The organism is bacterium (assembly GCA_013360215.1).
GTDB lineage: Bacteria > CLD3 > CLD3 > SB21 > SB21 > JABWCP01.
The window spans coordinates 14,126-33,011 of the sequence record JABWCP010000026.1 but is presented as its reverse complement, the minus strand read 5'-3'; the positions used below and the strand labels follow the sequence as shown (position 1 = coordinate 33,011).

The window sequence follows — 18,886 nt, the reverse complement described above, 5'->3', positions numbered from 1 at the left end:
TATTTGGGTTTCATCAAAATGTCAATGGTAACATGACTTCCGATAAGAGCAAGGGAATCACGAGCATCGAATACAACTATCTCAATCTGCCGACGAAAGTCGAATTTGGAAGCAGCAATAACAGGATTGAATGGACGTACACGGTATCGGGCGTTAAACTTGAAAAACGTGTTTATACAAGCGGGAATCTCACACTGACTCAGAATTATGTAAGCCGGTTTGTGTACAAAAACGGAATTCTCGATTTCTTTTCTACAGAGACTGGTCGCATCAAACGCAAATCCAACGGTATTCTGAGGTACGAATACACACTAGCCGATCACTTGGGTAATGCACGTGTGACATTCACCGATGATGATGCCAACGGCTCGGCTGAGACACTCGAATACTCGGCGTACTATGCATTCGGTATGCGAATAGAAGGGCTTTCCACATCCAATCCGGATAATAAATTCACGTACAACGGAAAAGAACTTGAGAATGATCTTGGGCTTGGTTGGTACGATTATCAGGCTCGATATTATGATCCGCAACTCGGAAGATGGCACGCGATTGACCCAGCTGGTGAATTTATTTCACCTTATGCCTATGTCGGCAATGATCCGGTGAATTTGGTCGATCCCGACGGCACAGAAAGTGAAGGAGGAAACAATGGTGTAGCTCTGATCATAGTTGGTGGGGATGAGTCTGGTTTAAAAGACAAAAATGGGCACGAGGCTTGGGAAGGTTTTCAGGCTTATGCAGAAGCCAGAGCAAGGGAGCTGGAGGCTGCAGGATATCAAAAAGATAATATTAAAATAGTAAATGTTAATAAAGCATCAGAAGTTTCAAGTATCCCTAAAGAGATTGGCAATGTTCAACAAGTTACAAAAGTGATATTAGTGTCTCATGCAGGAGAGGGTATTCTTGGAGATCATTTTGGATTCAATGCCACAAAAAATAGTAGTGGTACGAAGGATATAACGGAACAAATGTCGGGGACCGAAATTTTTAAGACGCTTTCGGATGGAGGTGTATCTTTTAGCAAAGATGTTTCTGTGGAATTAGTAGGCTGTAATTCTGCTGGCGCAGTAGGTCTGGTATTTGCCAATCTTTTCCAAGGCAGTAAAAACGTATCTGTTACAGGATACGATGATTATATTTGGGTTGGAGACACAAAGGATGGAAAACCTGTTCTTACTCCTCTAAACCAGAAGAAAACATTAGAACAAATTACTGTTAAGAGAGGAAAGTGATGGCAATGTATCTTTTTCTTATAGTAGCAAGTATTTTGACACTAAATTCGTGTGTTAGTGAAAAAGTAAAATTGAGTCCAATTCAACAACAGCAACGAAACTATCTTTATGATAGAGATAGTGTATATGCCAGATTCTTTACTGAAAAAATACTAGCCATAATTGACAGCAGTGAAAATGCTGTAATTTATTTCTTTGATATGGATAGTTGCGTAAAAAAATTTAGCCATTGGGTGCTTCCTGAACAGTATGAGAATTGCGTAACGGATTCGATATTTGATTTATCTACTCTTGACATGGAGCAGATTAGGCAACAAGTCCATGATTTGAATAACTATGAAGACGGTGTGTTCAAGGGCCCAACCCATTATTTTATGAAACTCAAAATTGATTTCACACTACATCAGGATACAGTAAGTTTATATATAGGTCCGGAAAGCAACATCTTCTATCTTTCGTTTAATAAGAGATCGATTGGATCACACTATTATTCAAGAGGATCTATATTTACAGATTGGCTGATGTATCGATTTTATCGCAAGCCGAAATAGATTTGTTTTGAAAACATAACTGGTGCTGTCTTAAAGGGGTATTACAAGTACAACATCCGCGGCTGGATGACAAAAATAAACGACCCGGCTAATCTAGGGACAGATCTTTTCGGTATGGAACTCAAATACGAATCAACGGATGCGGCTATCGCGGGCACGGCGCAATATAACGGTAATATCAGCCAGCAAATATGGGCCTCATCTACCACAGTACGCCATGCCTATGGCTACACATACGATCAGATCAATCAGCTCTCCATCGCCGAATACGAAAAATACAACGGCTCGTGGAATCAGGATGCGGGAAGGTTTAACGAACAAGCGACGTATGATCTCAATGGGAATATTCAAAGTTTGATTCGCGGTGGAGCGACAGCTTGGTCGAGCGGGCAGCCTTCAGGGTATGGTACGATGGATAATCTGACGTACAAGTACAAAGGTAACCAACTGATGTCCGTGGGAGACGCGATCCCTGTGATCTCGGGAAATAATAAATATGATATGGCAGACAACGGCTCCAATCTGGTCTATGATGTAGCTAATCCCGTGGCAACGGCTGAATACAGCTACGATGTCAATGGTAATATGACCCAAGACAAAAACAAAGGCATCACGAGTATCGAATACAACTATCTCAATCTGCCCACCAAGGTCGAATTCGGGGCCGATCATCAGAATAGGATTGAGTGGATTTATACCGTGTCGGGTGCTAAGCTTCGTAAGACTGTTTATAAGAATGGAACAATCGACCTCACACAGGATTACGTATCAGGATTCGTGTATAAGAATGGGACGCTGGATTACTCCTTTACAGATGTAGGAAGGATAAAACGCAAGTCAAACGGCTCAGTAAGGTACGAGTATACCCTTAGTGATCATTTAGGTAACGCTCGTGTTATGTTTATAGACGATGATAATAATGGCGTTGCTGAGGTAGAAGACGAGTCTCATTTTTATGCGTTTGGCCTTCGTATAGAGGGTCTTGGAACACCTACAATTGACAATAAAGTCATTTACAATGGTAAAGAGATTGAAGAATATCTCGGTCTAAATTGGTACCATTTTGGTGCTCGCTATTATGATCCACAGCTTGGCAGGTGGCATTCAATTGATCCACTTGGCCAATATCTTTCTCCTTATCAATATGTAGGAAATGATCCTATGAATTTCATGGATCACGATGGCACTTGGGGAGATCCTTCCGATGGCGGTGGATTTTGGGATACTTTTGTAGATGCAATAGGAACTTTCTTCAGCGGCGGAATGGATGAACAAAAAGATAAAACTGAAGCTAAAATGACATCTCAAGTTGGAAAGCTTCAACAAAATGTCAATGAAGCTTTAACAACTACTGCAATTGTTGGTGCGGCAACGACGCAAGTGGTTCGCGCTGTTGATGAAAAAGTTCAACAATCTGGCGATATGTCTCTTTATGTCGGCACGGCTTCACTGATATTGGCTTTGCCGACTGGCGGTGCAACATTGCCACTTGCGGGCTTAGCCGGTGCTTATAGTTTGGCAGCAGACGCGACCTCTACACTCATAGAACAAACTGATGCCGTGTTGTTAGGCGGATCAGAGAATAAAGCAAACCTCCAACTGGTAAAGACCGCAACAGGCGCAGGGGCTGCAATTCGATTTGGGTTTGCGGCTGATAAAATTGTTCGAGGAACGGGCTTTGCTACGGGGCCTCAATACAGAGCTGCAAGTAATACTCTCGGTTTGGTTAACGGCAGGTTTGTTAGCAATAGTTTCGGAACAGGGGTGATTGCAACAAAAGAAGGGTTGGGTGCTGCGATAGATTGGGGTTGGAAAATTCTAAAATAAGGAAAGAATGTGAACAAAACATATCGAGGAATTTGGTATAGAGACCACCCGCAATTGAAAATGAACTTTGAGGAGGCCTTTAAAAGAGATAAAGGGAAATTAAGAATAGAGCACGGTCAAATCAGTTTCATTGGGAAAAAAAATAAAATAGAAATATCGAACTTGATTGCTTTGCATCTAGGTTTGCAAGGGACTGATCCTGTGAATTGTTTTATCAAAGTGACTTATAAAAGCGGAGATTCAGTTAAAACCTGTTACTTTGCAGATGGGAAGCTTTTCGGCTATTGGGGCGCATTCGGTGGTACATATCGACTATTTAAAGCCATATCGATTATTATGCCAAGGAACGCAACCGTCACGGCAAATTATTCTTTCGTTTACACACAAATAATCTTGTTTTTAATTCTCCTGTTTATGGTGTTTAAAATTCTTTATCTCTAAATGTTTTATCTTGTGGTTTACACGGGCTATAAGTGGTTTTCCGCATCGTTGTTGCTGATTGCGGTGAATTTTTCTGTGTGCTTGATCCTTTGGACCATCTCCTGCTGCCTTATCATTCTTGAATCCGAACGACATCTCGCTTTCGCGTGCTTTCGCCTAAGCGCCGCTACACCCCGCGTTTGGTGCGCGAGGCAGGCTCATGCTTTCGATTGACATTTTTTCATCGCTTTCCTGATCTACCACGCCCTTACTGGACGCTGACATTTCCACGCCGTAAGCGTGGCCACGTCGCCTATCTATATCTTAGGCGAGGGGAGAGACTTCTCCCCTGCATCATTTTTGGTTTTTAATTTGCTCTCACCGGCTAGCGATATGACTCGTACAACACACGTTGACCCACAGAGTTCCGTGACGTTTACCTGGTCGCAAGCCAATCGATGAACTGCGCACGTGTACTCAGGCAAAATTCTATTTCACATTGAACACAATTTCCCTCCGAAGTTTTTCTCTTGAATTTCTTCGCTACACTGATAGCGCGATGGTGCAATCCAAAGTTTATATTGCGTTAGCTGAAATATGGGTTTGTATTGCTAAACATACGGGAATGTTTTATAATTAAAACGGAGGTATTCTATGGATTATCGCGAACGCATCACAACCGATCCCGCCATCATGCTTGGAAAGCCGATCATTAAAGGTACGCGCATTACGGTGGAATTGGTTTTACGTAAATTATCAGATGGTATGACGATGGAAGCCTTACTGCAAGGGTATCCGCATTTAACAAAGGAAGATGTTTTAGCGGCGCTTTCCTATTCGGTGGACGTCATAGCCAAGGAGGAAATGCTTGTCCATTAGGATACTGGCCGACGAAAGCGTTTAATTACAATCTTATCAAAACTCTACGCTGCACATCCTTCGAAGTCATTTCCGTTCTCGAAAAATACCCAAGCGTTTCCGACGAAACGGTCTTAGCACTGGCGCGTGATTTTGCGGCCATCCTCCTGACCGAAGACAGCGATTTTGGAGAATGGATATTTGCGCATAAAGCCAAAGCTCAAGGCGTAATTTTCCTTCGGTACCGATCTGAGGAACTGGATAAAATTGTAAGCGCTTTACATACCGTTCTTGAAAAATCGAACGAATTGCCCAACCGTTTTGTCGTACTTACGGCCAAGAAAGTACGATATAGAGATGTCTTGTAAAATAGAACCGATGTAACGATCATCGAAATATTTTACATTTTTTTTAATATCCACATGATCGCAAGCTAACAGATGAACCGCACGTGTACTCAGGCGAAATTCTATTTCGCATTGAACTCAAATTTCCCTCCGAAGTTTTCCTCTTGAATTTCTTCGCCCGGTCAGATAAACTACCTGTACCAATCTCCGTCTACCTAAGTATTTATACGTTCTCATAAAGTTTTACACTGCGAGGTTCCATGCCTTCTGAAAAGTCCAAGTCGCAAGGAAAAAAAACGTCTTCAGCCACACCCAAAACGATGATTTTCGGCGTAGAAGATGCCAAAAAACTGCGCGAGGCCATTGCCGCCAATCCGACCGTCAACCCTTCACCCAATGAAGCCGATGCCAAAACGGCGGAGTCCAAAGAAACCGCCGAACACAAGCGGATGAAAGAATTTACGCCCGGCGTACCGCCGTGGCGCCGATGGGGCCCTTTCGTGTCGGAACGCTCCTGGGGTTCGGTGCGCGAAGACTATAGCAAAGACGGCAATGCATGGGCGTACTTTTCTCATGACCATGCACGCAGCAAAGCTTTTCGGTGGGGCGAAGACGGCATCGCCGGATGGTGTGACCGCTATCAGGTCGTGACATTTGCTCCAGCATTTTGGAACGGCAAAGATCCGATTTTGAAAGAACGTTTGTTTGGCCTCACGCCGCTGGAAGGCAATCACGGCGAAGACGTGAAAGAATATTATTTTTATCTCGACAGCGTACCGTCGCACGCATACAATAAATATCTTTATAAATACCCGCAGGCGGAATATCCCTATCAGTGGCTGATCGACGAAAACAAACGCCGTCAGGGACAAGGGGAAGAATTTGAACTTTTGGATACGGGTCTTTTTGATGAGGACCGGTACTTTGATGTTTTTATCGAATACGCCAAAGCCGGGCCGGAGGATATACTTATTCGCGTGGAAGTGCATAACCGCGGCGATCAGGATGCACCGTTTCACTACGTGCCCAACTATTGGTTTCGCAATCGCTGGGGCTGGAGTAAACCGCGTACGGGCGAACCGACCATCGTACCGGGTCCGAAAGGAAAAAACTTCGTCAGCGTCATCAGCGACGATACGACGATGGAGACATTTAAAAATCTTCCTTTTCTGTATCAACTCGGCAAACGCTATCTCTACGCCGAAGGCAATCCGGAAATTTATTTTACGGATAACGAATCCCATCACGAAAAACTCTACGGCGTACCGAGCGCCAAACCGCATGTCAAAGATGCTTTTCACCGCTATATCGTGAACAAAGAAAACTGCATCAATCCGGATCATATCGGGACGAAGTCGTGCTTTCACTACACGGATACGATACCGGCCAAAAGCAGCAAAGTATATCGTCTGCGGTTGACGCCGGAGACACTCCAGGCGCCGTTTGAAAAATTTGACGAAAAAGTAAGAACGTCCCAAAACGAAGCGGACGAGTTTTATGAAACCGTGTACCCGCCCAAACTCAGCGCCGATGAACGCAATGTCATGCGCCAGGCGTATGCGAGCCTTTTGTGGACCAAACAAATCTACCTGTACGATGTCAATCGCTGGCTGACGGGTGATGATCCTACGATGCCGCCCTCCGAATCGCGCTGGACGATACGCAATCACCACTGGCGCCATCTGAACTCGATGCGCATTATCTCCATGCCCGACAAATGGGAATATCCTTGGTTTGCCGCGTGGGATCTGGCGTTTCACACGATCGCTTTTGCCGATCTGGATATCGAGTACTCCAAAGAAATGTTGTGGATCATGCTTTTCGAGCAGTTTCAGCATCCCAACGGGCAAATCCCGGCGTACGAATGGGAATTTTCCGATCTCAATCCGCCGGTGCACGCCATGGCCGTGTGGAAAGTCTATACGATGGATCGCGATCGTACCGGCAAACCCGATCTGGTATTTTTGGAAAAATGTTTTCACAAACTGCTGATGAACTTTGCCTGGTGGATCAATAAAGTGGACGCGTCGGGCAATAATGTGTTTGAAGGCGGATTTCTCGGACTGGATAATATCACCGTCGTGGATCGCAGCGAAAAACTGCCCGGCGGTGCGGTGCTGGAGCAGTCCGATGCGACCGGATGGATGGGTATGTTTTGCCTCAATCTCATGCGCATCTGTCTCGAACTGGCGCGCTACAATAAAGTCTATGAAGGTCTTGCCACAAAATTTGTCCAGCACTACATCTACGTCGGTGCCGCGATGAAAAACATGGGCGAGCAAGGCATCGAACTGTGGGACGAACAGGACGGATTTTTTTATGATGTATTGGTCTATCCCAATCACAGCGGTTACGAAAAATTTCGTGTGCGCTCTTTGGTCGGTCTCATCGCCATGTACGCGATAGACATTCTCAATGCCAAAGATGTCGAAGCGAATAAAGAATTTGTTTCCAATCTGGATTGGTTTGTACGCAATCGCCCGGACATCGTTCAGCGCTGCGTGTATATTGACGAAACGGATGCTTCCAATCGCCGTCACATTTTGTCCATCGTGGATGCGCATCAGCTGCAGCGTATCATGGAGCGTATGTGCGATCCGGAGGAATTTTTATCACCGGCAGGACTGCGCAGTTTGTCCAAATACCATGCCGAGCATCCGTATTATTTCGGTGAGAAAAAAGTGGAATACGAACCGGCCGAGGCGACCAGCAAAATCAAAGGCGGGAATTCCAATTGGCGCGGCCCGATCTGGTTTCCGACGAGTTACCTGATGATCAACGCTTTGCAGAAATTTTCGGAAGCGTACGGCGATGATTTCGGAACCACACGCGACGGCAAATTGATTCGCCCCAAAGATCTGGCAAAGGACATCGCGGAGCGGATGATTCGCATTTTTACACGCGACGCCAATGGGCATCGTCCTGTCTATGGCGACATTAAGAAGTTTCAAAACGATCCGTATTGGAAAGATTATGTATTATTCTTCGAATATTTTCACGGCGATACCGGGCGCGGGCTGGGCGCTTCCCATCAGACGGGATGGACGGGCCTGATCGCGACGTTGCTTCAGGAATGGAGACGATAAATGAATGCATTGTGGTCTCTGGTGTTACGCTTGTGTTTTTATTTCATATGCGTCGCTTCATTTTTATCGGCACAGACTCCAACTTCCGGCGCTCTCAGCATATTCGTTCAAACCGGTCATTCGAGCCAAGTACTCGGGCTTGACAAAACATCCGATGATCGTTTTTTGGTGACGGGAAGTACCGATGCTACCGTCAAACTTTGGGAAATCGCGTCCGCCAAGGAGGTGCGAACGTTTCGAGGACACACCGCGCCCGTGACGCATGTGGCCATTTCTCCGGACGGGAAAACCATTGTTTCGGCATCGTCGAAAGATTCGAGTGTCATGATCTGGGAGAGTGTTTCGGGTGTTCGAAAATTGAAAATACGGTTGAATTACGAAATGACCGCCATGCTGGTGCGGCCCGCATGGAATTCGATTTTGGTATCGTCATCGGAGGATGCGGTCATCGAATACAGTCTACAAACAGGAAAAGAAGAACGTCGCTTTCAAAATGTCGGATCCCTCCTATGTATATCGGATGACGGTAAAAAAGCCATCTCCCGTCTCTATGACCGACCCGATGGGGTGATCGCCACCACGGCAGAGCGATTGCACATATGGGACTTATTGAGCGGACAAACCATCCGGAAGTTGGATTCATCAAACGCCATGACGGCCGCCATTACGCGCGATACGCGTTATGTCGTAACGGGCGAAAGGAACAATACAATCAAACTTTGGGACATCACGGCGGGGCTAAGTGTGCGCACATTCGGTTATGAAACCGAGCCGGCTATGTTTGCCAGTGATGAAATGGATGAAGCCATTTCGATTTTTTTCTCTCCGGATGAAAAGAAAATTCTATCCGCTCATAAATTATCAGGGTATTATGTATGGGATAGAAAGACCGGCGAACCATTGCGCCAACTGCAAGCGGATTCGTATCGCAAGGTCGATGAAATGAAAGCTGAGAATGGGGTCGTCAGTATCAAGGCCTGTGCATTTATGAAGGACGGGTCTACGATTTTTGGTATAGACGGTCGGCGTATTCATATGTGGAATAATGATACGACGGAACCTATCCTGCGTTATCAGGGTGTCGTGCAAGGTCGAATAAATGACGTACGCACAACCCCGGACGGTGGATCGCTCATCCTAGCAAATTCCGAAAACAGACTCCGCTTTTTTGATGTCCGCTCCGGAAAACCTGCGGCGGCCTTTCTTTCGACAGTCAGTGACGTGCAAAGTGTTGCGATTTCAAACAATGGGAAGTTTGCTTTGTTAGTGGATCACGCATCCGTGGCATCCCTGTGGGACATCACGGCCAAACAACCCTTGCGCACCTTCAAAACAGAAGTCCCGTTTGCGGCATTGTCCGATGATGGCGAAATAGCTATTTCGGCCAATGAAAATGAATTTGCGGCTTACCAGACCCGCGACGGTGTGATGTTGAGTACATGGCGATCGCCGCACATCACTTGGAGCGACATAACGTTTATTCCGAATTCGCGGCGGGTGGTCATCGGGTTTTGGAAAACGCCTTATGCGCCGTTCGACGGATTATTGACCGTGTGGGATATACCAAGCGGGCAATTGGTTTTTGAGTTGCACAGTGAAGCGGGAACACCGCGGTGCGTCTCCGTTAGCTTCGATGGAAAAATGATTCTTTCGGGTCATGAAGATAATACCTTGAAACTATGGGACAGTCAGTCGGGAAAACTGATTCGCAGTTTTAATACATTGATCCCGCTGGCTTTCATGAAACCGTATGAGGGAATTACGGCGGCAGGTCTTTCACCCGACGGAAGGTGGACTGTGTCCGGAAGTGCGGACGGAACAATCAAGATTTGGCGTAATGATAACGGAACGGAATGGCGCACATTAAAAGGACATACCGGCACGATAGGATTAGTATGTTTTTCTCCGGACAGCAAAAGCGCATTTACGGCAGGCGCGGATGGCAGTGTTCGCATGTGGGACGTCGAATCCGGGGCGGAGTATGTTTCATTCATTTCGCTCGGTGATGCGGATTGGGTCACCATGACACGCGAAGGGTACTTTGATGCCGGCGGTGCAGGCGCCCGTAATATCAATATTTCGGCCGGCGATCAGGTGTACACGATTGATAATTTTTTTGAAACCTATTTTCGGCCGGATATTATACAGGCTAAGTTAGCGGGTCGCGCTATTGAAACCATGGGTAGCTCGGACGGCCTGCTTCAAGGCGTTAAAATACCGCCGACGCTTAAACTACTGGCATTAGGTCATAACGGTCAGTATGTACCACTGGTTTCCGAAAACGAAAAAACGGCACATATCAGCAACGGGGTCATCCGAATAAAAATTATCGCCGAAGACGCCGGCGGCGGGGTTTGGGGTGTGCGCTTGTTTAATAATGGCAAGGCGGTCGGAGAAAATATTCGAGGATTTAAAACAACCTCACGTGATAAAAAAATAGAACATGAATTTTCCGTCACTTTGTCGGAAGGCGAAAATAAACTGTCGGCTATCGGAATGTCGGATGATAAATCGGAGTCCAATCCCGTCATAGCGCTTCTTACATACCGTAAGCCGATCTTATCAAAACCGGATATGCATATTTTGGCTGTCGGTATCAATCAGTATCGTAATGCCAAGTATAACCTAAATTACTGTGTCGGCGACGCGCAAGGTTTTGTCGATGCGATTACGCCCAAAGCGAAGAAAATATTTTCCAATATACATACCACACTTTTACTTGATCGAGAAGCCAACCGGGCCGGCGTTTTGGCAGCATTGGCATCCATACAAGCCGCGGCGAAACCGGAAGATGTGTTGATTATTTTTTATGCAGGTCATGGCATGGCCATGGATATCGAAGAAAACGGTCCATCGCGGAATGAATTTTTTTATATCCTCAGTGAAGTTACACAAATGTCGGATCCGATGAAGTGTGCGCAGGAAGGTATTTCCGGGACCGAAATGCGTAAAATTTTGTCTGATATCAAAGCGACCAAACAAGTCATGTTCGTGGATGCCTGCAATTCAGGCGCGTTTGCTCAGCAGTTTGCCGTGCGCGGTGCGGCAGAGGAAAATGCCTTAGCCAAACTGAGTCGGGCTTCGGGGTCGGTGATCTACGCATCCACGACGAAGGAACAATTTGCCACGGAGTTAGCCGCACTCAAACACGGCGCTTTTACGTATGTTTTGATTGATGCGCTGGGCGGTCAAGCCGGTTTACCCAACGGTCAATTGACCGTCTCAAGTATCAAAGCGTATGTGGATGATAAAATCCCGGAGATCACAAAAAAATATAAGGGAGAAGAACAGTATCCGACGATTTTTATTTGGGGGCAGGATTTTCCGATAGGAATGAAGTAATCATCATAGATACGTTTCGCATACAAAACAAAAAACCCGCTTCGTGAGCGGGTTTTTTTATCGGTTGCAAATCGCGATTAAGCAACGTTTTTGGAAACGAGCTTGGCGAGATCAAACATGGAGACTTGGCTCTTGCCGCCGAAAAGGGCGCGGAGTTTGTCGTCTGCATTGATCATGCGTTTGTTCGTTTTGTCCTGGAGACCATTCTTCTTGATGTAGTCCCAGATCTTTTTGATCATTTCCGTACGGGGACGGGCTTGATCGCCGATAACAGCTGCTAAAGTCGCGCTGGGCGTGAGTTTAGCCATAAACGCCGCATTGGGTTTACGGGCTGTTTTTTTCTTCGCCGGTTTGGCTGCTTTCTTCGGTTTAGCAGCTTTTTTTACGGTCTTCTTCGCAGCTTTTTTAGCTGGTTTTTTCTTGGCAGGCTTCTTTGTTGCCATGGTGGTACTTCCGTTGTTTAGTTAGTGAGAGTAAGTTAAATGACCCTATATTATCTCGTAAAAAAAGGAATTTTTCAAAGTAAAAATTAAAAAAATTAAAAAAACTCGCCCGTTGCCTATTATGAAAAATAATTGCCAAAATGATAATTAATAGATAACATCGCTTCATTTCTTCGTGCGATGTGAAGGACGTCGTCTAAATAATTTTCATAAAAAAAAGCACGTAGTTTTTTATACCAAACTTAAGGAAAAATATGAAATCAGTATTTGATCCTGCAGCGCGTCAGGAAATCATTGATCGTGTAAATAAGCTCTCGCCCGCGACACAGGCCCAATGGGGTAAAATGAATGCGGCGCAAATGCTGGCACATTGCGGCATCAGTTTTCGTGTTCCCACCGGCGACTTTACGATCCAAAAGACGTGGGTCAGATTTATCGGCCGTTTTTTTAAATCGCTTGCGACAAACGATAAACCGTTTCAAAAAAATTCACCTACCGCGGCAGAATTTTTGATCACGGATGAACGTATTTTTGAAACAGAAAAAAAGAATTTTATTGATAACTTTCAAAAAGTCAGTCGTGGTCCGGAAGCGATCACCTATTTCGAACACGGCTTTTTCGGTTATCTGACCGCGGAGGAGTGGGGCAAAATGATTTATAAACACACCGATCATCATCTTCGGCAGTTTGGCGTATAATATGATTAAAATTTTTTGTATAGCTAGCTGGCTTTTTTCATCCGTCGTTTTCGCGCAGTACAATGACAGTGAATTATACGTCACCGTTTTATCGCAACATGTTCACTCCGGAAAAGTGGATTATGCACGATTACGCTTGGATCGTCGATTTTCCAATTATCTTTTCAGCCTGACGGAAGTGAATCCCGATACCATTCAAAATTTGAACGCCAGGAAAGCATTTTGGATCAACGTATATAATGCCTATACCCTGAGCGTGGTGCGCGAGCATTATCCCGTCAAAAGTATTCGCGATATTGACACCGGATTATTCGGTACGAGTGTTTGGGATAAACCGTATGTCCATGTAGGCGGAAAGAAATATTCTCTGAATGATGTCGAACATAAAATCTTGCGACCGATGAATGATCCGCGCATTCACTTTGCCCTGGTATGTGCAGCTAAAAGTTGTCCGGTTCTGCGCAATGAACCGTATCGTGCCGAAAAATTGGATGAACAGTTGAACGAAGCCGCTCGTCAATTTATGAACGACCCGGTACGTAACAGGGTAGATCATCAAGCCAAGGTCTTATACTTGTCGTCCATTTTCAAATGGTACGGAACGGATTTCGGCAAAAGTACTGGGGATATGGTCAGGTATCTTTTGCGGTATATGGGTATAAACGATACGGATCGCGTGGCGTCTTATCGTGTAGAATATCTCGATTACGACTGGTCACTCAACGAATAAGTGGCCGCATCCGGCGGCAAGGTACGGCTATTTGATTTCTATTATCATTCCTACGTATAACGAAATCCAAAACATCCCTATTCGGATCGAAGAATGCAGTGCATTGACGGATGCACAAATCATCCTTGCTGACGGCGGTAGTACCGATGGCACGGCGGAATACGTTCGTGATGCCGCCATACGGAATAACCACTTAGATTGGGTACAATCCGGTAAAGGGCGTGCCCTACAGATGAATGCCGGAGCCCGTTTGGCTTCAGGGGTATGGTATGTTTTTTTACATGCGGATACTTCTTTATCTCAAAGCAGTTGGGAGGTATTACGTAAAACCATCGAAGAAAAGCGACAATTAATTGGTGGTGCATTTTATTTGCAAATGGATCATCCGGGGTGGAAATACAATTATTTGGCGTGGTATTCAAAGCAGCGGAGCCGTTTATTCAAAACACCGTTTGGCGATCAGGCCGTATTTGTGAAAGCCGATGTATTTCGGGCATTGGGTGGATACCGCGAGGATTTTCCGATCATGGAGGATTTGGATTTTGTCCGGCGATTAAAAAAAGCCGGAGATTTTGAAATGCTGCCGGCTTATGTGGTGACGTCAGCGCGTCGCTTTACGGCGGAAGGTTTTTTTAGGCGCAGTTGTAAAAATCTTTTCATGCAGACGTTGTATTGTTTTGGCGTTTCGCCGTCGAGGTTAAAACGATGGTATGAATAGAACATAATTTGAACGAAATTGAAAAAACGAGTATAACTAATTTAAGAACTAAAGTTCATTTTTCGGTCAAATACCTTAGCACGGTTAGGCTATCAGAAAACGCATCATTTTACGGTTTAATAATATAATATTTCAATTCTCCCGATCCTTCATTCAGATCAAACCTTTCGCCTGTTTTTTAACTCATATCAGTTAATAAAGTTCACTGTGTTTCGTTATCCGGAAAGCGTAACATTATTTATTTTCAAATTTTCAAAAAAAATGGAACTAAGTGGAACTTTCGGGCGTTTAATGAAAGCAACCAAGAATTAAAGTATTTGTAAAATATAAACTTAACACGAAAGAGAATGTATAATGGCCCGCATTAAAATGCGCATTAACAGCCGTGAAGATCAGTCTATCGAGCGTTATCTGGAAGAGATAAACAAAGTACAACTTTTAAAGCCGCATGAAGAAATCGAACTTGCCAAGCGGATCAAAAAGGGAGAAAAAGAAGCGCTCAAAAAATTGGTAGAAGCCAATTTGCGTTTCGTGGTGAGTGTGGCCAAGGATTATCAGAATCAAGGTTTGCCTTTGAGCGATCTGATCAATGAAGGTAATCTCGGCCTTATGAAAGCAGCGGAACGTTTCGACGAAACGCGCGGGTTCAAATTTATTTCGTACGCCGTGTGGTGGATTCGTCAGTCTATTTTGCAGGCTATTGCTGAGCACTCACGTATCGTGCGTCTTCCGCTCAACCGTGTCGGCATGCTCAATAAAATCGGTAAAGCGTATAACGAACTCGAGCAGGAATTTGAGCGTGAACCGAGTACGGAAGAAATCGCACACGAACTCGAAATCAAAGATTATGACGTATCCGATGCGTTGCGTATTTCCAAGCGCCACTTGTCCTTGGATGCGCCGCTGCAGGAAGACGAAAAAAGCGTACTGATGGATACCGTGCCGGATAAAGTCAATCCGCTTCCGGACGAAACACTTATGCAGGAATCGCTGCGCCGTGATATCGAAAACACGCTGGCTTCGCTGAGTGAGCGCGAATCCAAAATTATCAAATTGTATTTCGGCCTCGGTATCGAGCGTTCGCTAACCCTCGAAGAGATCGGGGAAGAATTTAAACTGACCCGCGAACGCGTGCGGCAGATCAAGGAAAAAGCCATCAATCGCCTGCGCCACAAATCCCGCAGTAAGTCGCTGCGTTCATATCTGGGTTAATGTTGTCTCGGGTCCCGATGCTAAGCGTCGGGACTTCTTTTTTGATCGAAAGTATTAACTATGGTTCAGGAAACACTCCACCCGCAAAAAGTTTTTTTTGAGCGCGGACGCCAGTTCGTCGAAGATTGTGAAGAACAGTTTCTCGCGCCGTACGCCTGTAAAAGCAAAGATGCGCATAAAACGCGCCAGCATGGTGAAATGGAAGACGTGCACCGCACGGCGTTTCAGCGCGACCGCGATCGTATCATTTATTCCAATTCGTTTCGTAACCTGTCCGACAAACGCCAAATTTTGGTCGAGCACGACAGCGAACGAAACCGCAGCCGTCTGACGCATACCGTAGAAGTCGTACAAGTTTCCAAAACCATCGCTAAATCAATGGGTCTCAACGAAGATCTTACTGAAGCCATTGCGCTCGGCCACGATCTCGGCCATCCGCCGTTCGGGCATACCGGCGAAGCGATTTTGGATGCGCTGCTCAACGGCGAAGATACCGCCGAAGGTACACTTCCGGGCGACGATTTCGGCGGATTTAAGCACAACTATCAAAGTTTGCGCGTGGCGGATATTCTGGAAAAAAAATACGAATACGAAGGGCTTAATCTGACTTCTTTCGTACGCGAAGGCATTCTCAAGCATACCAGTATTCGCTCCGAACGATACCGTTATCCTGATATTGATACGGACAAACTGCATTGTGATCAATTTGTTTCGCTGACGCTGGAAGGGCAGGTCGCCGCGATAGCTGACGAAATCGCGCAGCGCACATTTGATCTCGAAGATGCATTGCGTGCCAACTATATCCGTCTCAAAGATGTGCGCGAATTAAAACTCGTGCAGGATGTGGATCGTTCATGCAGTATCGCGCATTTTTATGAAGAAGATCCGGATGAATACATCAATTTTATGATCAGCGGATTGGTGCGTGTTTTGGTGAGCGACGTGATTCAAAACACCATTCGCCGGGTGGAGGAATTCTGCGGACGTAAGCAGCGCACCGATCACTTTGACGAATGGCTCGTGATTTTTTCGCTTGATATCAACCGTAAACAGAACGAACTGGAAACGTTTATTCAGAAAGAAATGGGTAATAATTTTCTGGTCAATCGCTACAATAAAAAATGCGAAAAAGTCATTCGTAAGTTATTCAAAGCGTATTACAGCAATCCTTTGCAGATGAATGATAAATTTTTGATGCGTTTTACGCAAAAACAGGTCGATGCTAAGTTTGATCTGCGCAAGCTCCCGCCAAAAATGGTGCAGGAAAAAGTCAGCGAGTTCAAAAAGAACCCGCTCTATGCGCGCCACATCGCGGACTATATCGCCAGTATGAGCGATAGTTTTGCGATTCAGGAGTACAAAGCTATCTACATTCCCGAAGCTTCGGTATTATAAACTGCCATGCGCCTTCTCAAAAGCCATCGCATTTTTTTTCTATCGCTGTGCATCGCCATATTTCTTTGGTTATACGTGCGCCTCGGCGCGACGTACCAGATGGAGATCCACGTCCCGTTTCAAGTGACCAATATCAAAGACGGTTACGGCGTAGTCTCCGATATTCCGGAGGCCGTCGATATTCTTTTTGAAGGCGACGGCAAATCCCTGCTTGGTATGCGCTTTCTCAATCCGCCGCGTTTTGTTTTGGATATGGCACAGCACAAAGACAAAAGCCGTTTTATACTTTCGGAACATCTCCACGAAATCGTGTATCCGTCCAAAGTGCCGGTGCACGCCATCGCCGTACAATGGCCGGATTCGGTCATCGTACGAATGGACCGCATGATCGCGCGCCGCGTTCCGGTGGTAGCGGATGTGCAGATCACATGCGAAGCCGGTTTTATATTAGTTGGCGGCATGCAACTCATGCCGGATTCCGTGACAGTGACAATGCCCTGGAGTTACCGTGACAGTGCGGTTGTTATCGGCACCGCATCGCACCGCTGGGAAAATCTCAATAGCGATGTGCGCACGGAGCTGCGACTCACAGCGCATCCGGATAAACGCATCAACGTACTTCAATCCACAACTTCAATTTTTCTGGATGTACAGCCTTTAGGCGAAATCGTTCTGGAAAACTTGCCCGTGCGATTGATCAATGTGCCGCCTTTTACGACGGTAGCGGTACAACCGTCCACTTTTTCCGTACGTGTACGCGGCGGGGTGGACTATCTTTCCACGTTGCCTAAAGAGAGCGTCGTCGGAGAAATTGATTATCAAAAAGAATACAATTCCGTCCAACCGCGTCTGGACATCCGCGTTCCTGCGGATCTTACCTGGACGCAAGTCACACCGTCGCGATTTAACCTCGTGCGTATCGAAGATGATAGCCTCGAACGATGATCTGATCACACTGGCGATCGAAACTTCCTGCGATGATACGTCGGCGGCGGTTTTGCGGGGATCGTCGGTATTATCCAATATCGTATCGTCGCAAATTGACGGACTTCGTTTCGGAGGCATTGTCCCGGAACTGGCTTCCCGCGCACATCAGGCCAATATTGTACCCGTTATCCGGGCCGCACTTTCGGCAGCCGGTATCTCGCCGGATGATATCGGATTGATCGCGGTGACCAAAGGCCCCGGGCTGATCGGCAGTCTTTTAGTCGGTGTCAATTTTGCTAAAGCGATAGCCTTTGGTTTACAAAAACCGCTCGTCGGAGTCAATCATATCGAAGCGCATGTATTGGCCAGTTTTTTGGAAAAAGACAAACCGGTTTTTCCCTTCATCGCACTGATCGTGTCCGGAGGGCATACGTTATTGGTGGAAGCACAAAATCCGGGTCAATACCGTATTTTGGGTGAAACCGTGGACGACGCGGCCGGTGAGTGTTTTGATAAAACTGCGCGATTGCTAGGTTTAACACCGGTAGAAGGCGCTTTGATGGCCGGGCCGGTTATAGATCGTCTTGCATCGCAAGGCAATCCTAAAGAGATCGCCTTTCCCAGACCGATGCTCCAGTCCGGCGATTTGAATTTTAGTTTCAGCGGCTTAAAAACCTCGGTTCTCCATTTTGTGCAAAAGCAAAATCAACCGCTTGCGCAAAATTTGCTGGCGGATGCGTGCGCAAGTTTTCAGGAAGCCGCAGTGGATGTTTTAGTCGGAAAAACACGTGCCGCCTTAAAAACGACGAGCATCCGTCAATGCGTATTATCAGGCGGTGTTGCGGCCAATAGCCGCTTACGTGCCAGGCTTACGGAAGTATGTGCACAGGACGGAGTACAACTATTCATGCCCGCCCGCCAGTATTGTACGGATAACGCCGCGATGATCGGTATCACGGGTCTGATGCATTATCGTATGGGGCGTACCGATAATTTGGGTCTATCTCCTAAAGCTTCGTTGCGTATCGCCTAAAGGGCTTTTTTTCAAAAAATAACTGTAGAGCTTTTCTATCGTTTTGTGTATGTTGCGTCAGCAA

Annotated in this window: 15 protein-coding genes; 14 read left to right on the top strand and 1 reads right to left on the bottom strand. The window is 46.0% G+C overall.

The annotated features are described in order from the left end of the window. The first annotated feature begins 32 nt into the window (after positions 1 to 32). From HUU58_13320 to HUU58_13290, 7 genes are all read left to right on the top strand, one after another. Complete coding sequence (locus tag HUU58_13320; protein ID NUN46652.1) at positions 33 to 1,235, top strand: RHS repeat-associated core domain-containing protein; 1,203 nt, start codon at positions 33 to 35, stop codon at positions 1,233 to 1,235. Then, on the top strand, positions 1,235 to 1,786 hold the full coding sequence (locus tag HUU58_13315; protein ID NUN46651.1) for a hypothetical protein: 552 nt from the start codon (positions 1,235 to 1,237) through the stop codon (positions 1,784 to 1,786). Before HUU58_13320 ends, HUU58_13315 begins: the two co-directional genes overlap by 1 nt. A 114-nt stretch (positions 1,787 to 1,900) precedes the next feature. Further along, the gene (locus tag HUU58_13310; protein ID NUN46650.1) at positions 1,901 to 3,613 is read left to right on the top strand and encodes an RHS repeat-associated core domain-containing protein; all 1,713 of its coding nucleotides are present in this window, start codon (positions 1,901 to 1,903) and stop codon (positions 3,611 to 3,613) included. Positions 3,614 to 3,622: 9 nt separating this feature from the next. Further along, positions 3,623 to 4,054: a hypothetical protein gene (locus HUU58_13305; GenBank protein NUN46649.1), complete on the top strand. Its 432-nt coding sequence runs from the start codon at positions 3,623 to 3,625 to the stop codon at positions 4,052 to 4,054. A 633-nt stretch (positions 4,055 to 4,687) separates the two neighbouring features. Next, positions 4,688 to 4,912 (top strand): DUF433 domain-containing protein, encoded by a 225-nt coding sequence (locus HUU58_13300; protein NUN46648.1) that lies wholly within the window; start codon positions 4,688 to 4,690, stop codon positions 4,910 to 4,912. 775 nt (positions 4,913 to 5,687) lie between these two features. Continuing rightward, the gene (locus HUU58_13295) at positions 5,688 to 8,324 is read left to right on the top strand and encodes a glucosidase (protein NUN46647.1); all 2,637 of its coding nucleotides are present in this window, start codon (positions 5,688 to 5,690) and stop codon (positions 8,322 to 8,324) included. Further along, positions 8,325 to 11,666 (top strand): caspase family protein, encoded by a 3,342-nt coding sequence (locus HUU58_13290; GenBank protein NUN46646.1) that lies wholly within the window; start codon positions 8,325 to 8,327, stop codon positions 11,664 to 11,666. Positions 11,667 to 11,743: 77 nt separating this feature from the next. Here the strand turns inward: HUU58_13290 and HUU58_13285 are convergent, their stop codons facing one another. Further along, positions 11,744 to 12,109: a hypothetical protein gene (locus HUU58_13285; protein NUN46645.1), complete on the bottom strand. Its 366-nt coding sequence runs from the start codon at positions 12,107 to 12,109 to the stop codon at positions 11,744 to 11,746. 254 nt (positions 12,110 to 12,363) lie between these two features. Here HUU58_13285 and HUU58_13280 point away from each other — a divergent pair, with 254 nt between their 5' ends. The 7 genes from HUU58_13280 (at position 12,364) to tsaD (ending at position 18,822) form a co-directional block, all read left to right on the top strand. Next, positions 12,364 to 12,807: a DinB family protein gene (locus HUU58_13280; GenBank protein NUN46644.1), complete on the top strand. Its 444-nt coding sequence runs from the start codon at positions 12,364 to 12,366 to the stop codon at positions 12,805 to 12,807. Position 12,808: 1 nt separating this feature from the next. Further along, positions 12,809 to 13,537, top strand: coding sequence for a DUF547 domain-containing protein (locus HUU58_13275; protein ID NUN46643.1), 729 nt, complete (start codon positions 12,809 to 12,811; stop codon positions 13,535 to 13,537). Positions 13,538 to 13,568: 31 nt separating this feature from the next. Further along, the gene (locus HUU58_13270; GenBank protein NUN46642.1) at positions 13,569 to 14,255 is read left to right on the top strand and encodes a TIGR04283 family arsenosugar biosynthesis glycosyltransferase; all 687 of its coding nucleotides are present in this window, start codon (positions 13,569 to 13,571) and stop codon (positions 14,253 to 14,255) included. A 354-nt stretch (positions 14,256 to 14,609) separates the two neighbouring features. Next, positions 14,610 to 15,467 (top strand): RNA polymerase sigma factor RpoD/SigA, encoded by an 858-nt coding sequence (locus tag HUU58_13265; protein ID NUN46641.1) that lies wholly within the window; start codon positions 14,610 to 14,612, stop codon positions 15,465 to 15,467. Positions 15,468 to 15,527: 60 nt separating this feature from the next. Continuing rightward, the gene (gene dgt / locus HUU58_13260) at positions 15,528 to 16,862 is read left to right on the top strand and encodes a dNTP triphosphohydrolase (GenBank protein ID NUN46640.1); all 1,335 of its coding nucleotides are present in this window, start codon (positions 15,528 to 15,530) and stop codon (positions 16,860 to 16,862) included. A 6-nt stretch (positions 16,863 to 16,868) separates the two neighbouring features. Further along, positions 16,869 to 17,807, top strand: a complete 939-nt coding sequence (locus tag HUU58_13255) for a hypothetical protein (protein NUN46639.1) — start codon at positions 16,869 to 16,871, stop codon at positions 17,805 to 17,807. Beyond that, positions 17,788 to 18,822 (top strand): tRNA (adenosine(37)-N6)-threonylcarbamoyltransferase complex transferase subunit TsaD, encoded by a 1,035-nt coding sequence (gene tsaD, locus HUU58_13250; protein ID NUN46638.1) that lies wholly within the window; start codon positions 17,788 to 17,790, stop codon positions 18,820 to 18,822. The genes HUU58_13255 and tsaD overlap by 20 nt, the downstream gene beginning before the upstream one ends. Positions 18,823 to 18,886: the final 64 nt, after the last annotated feature.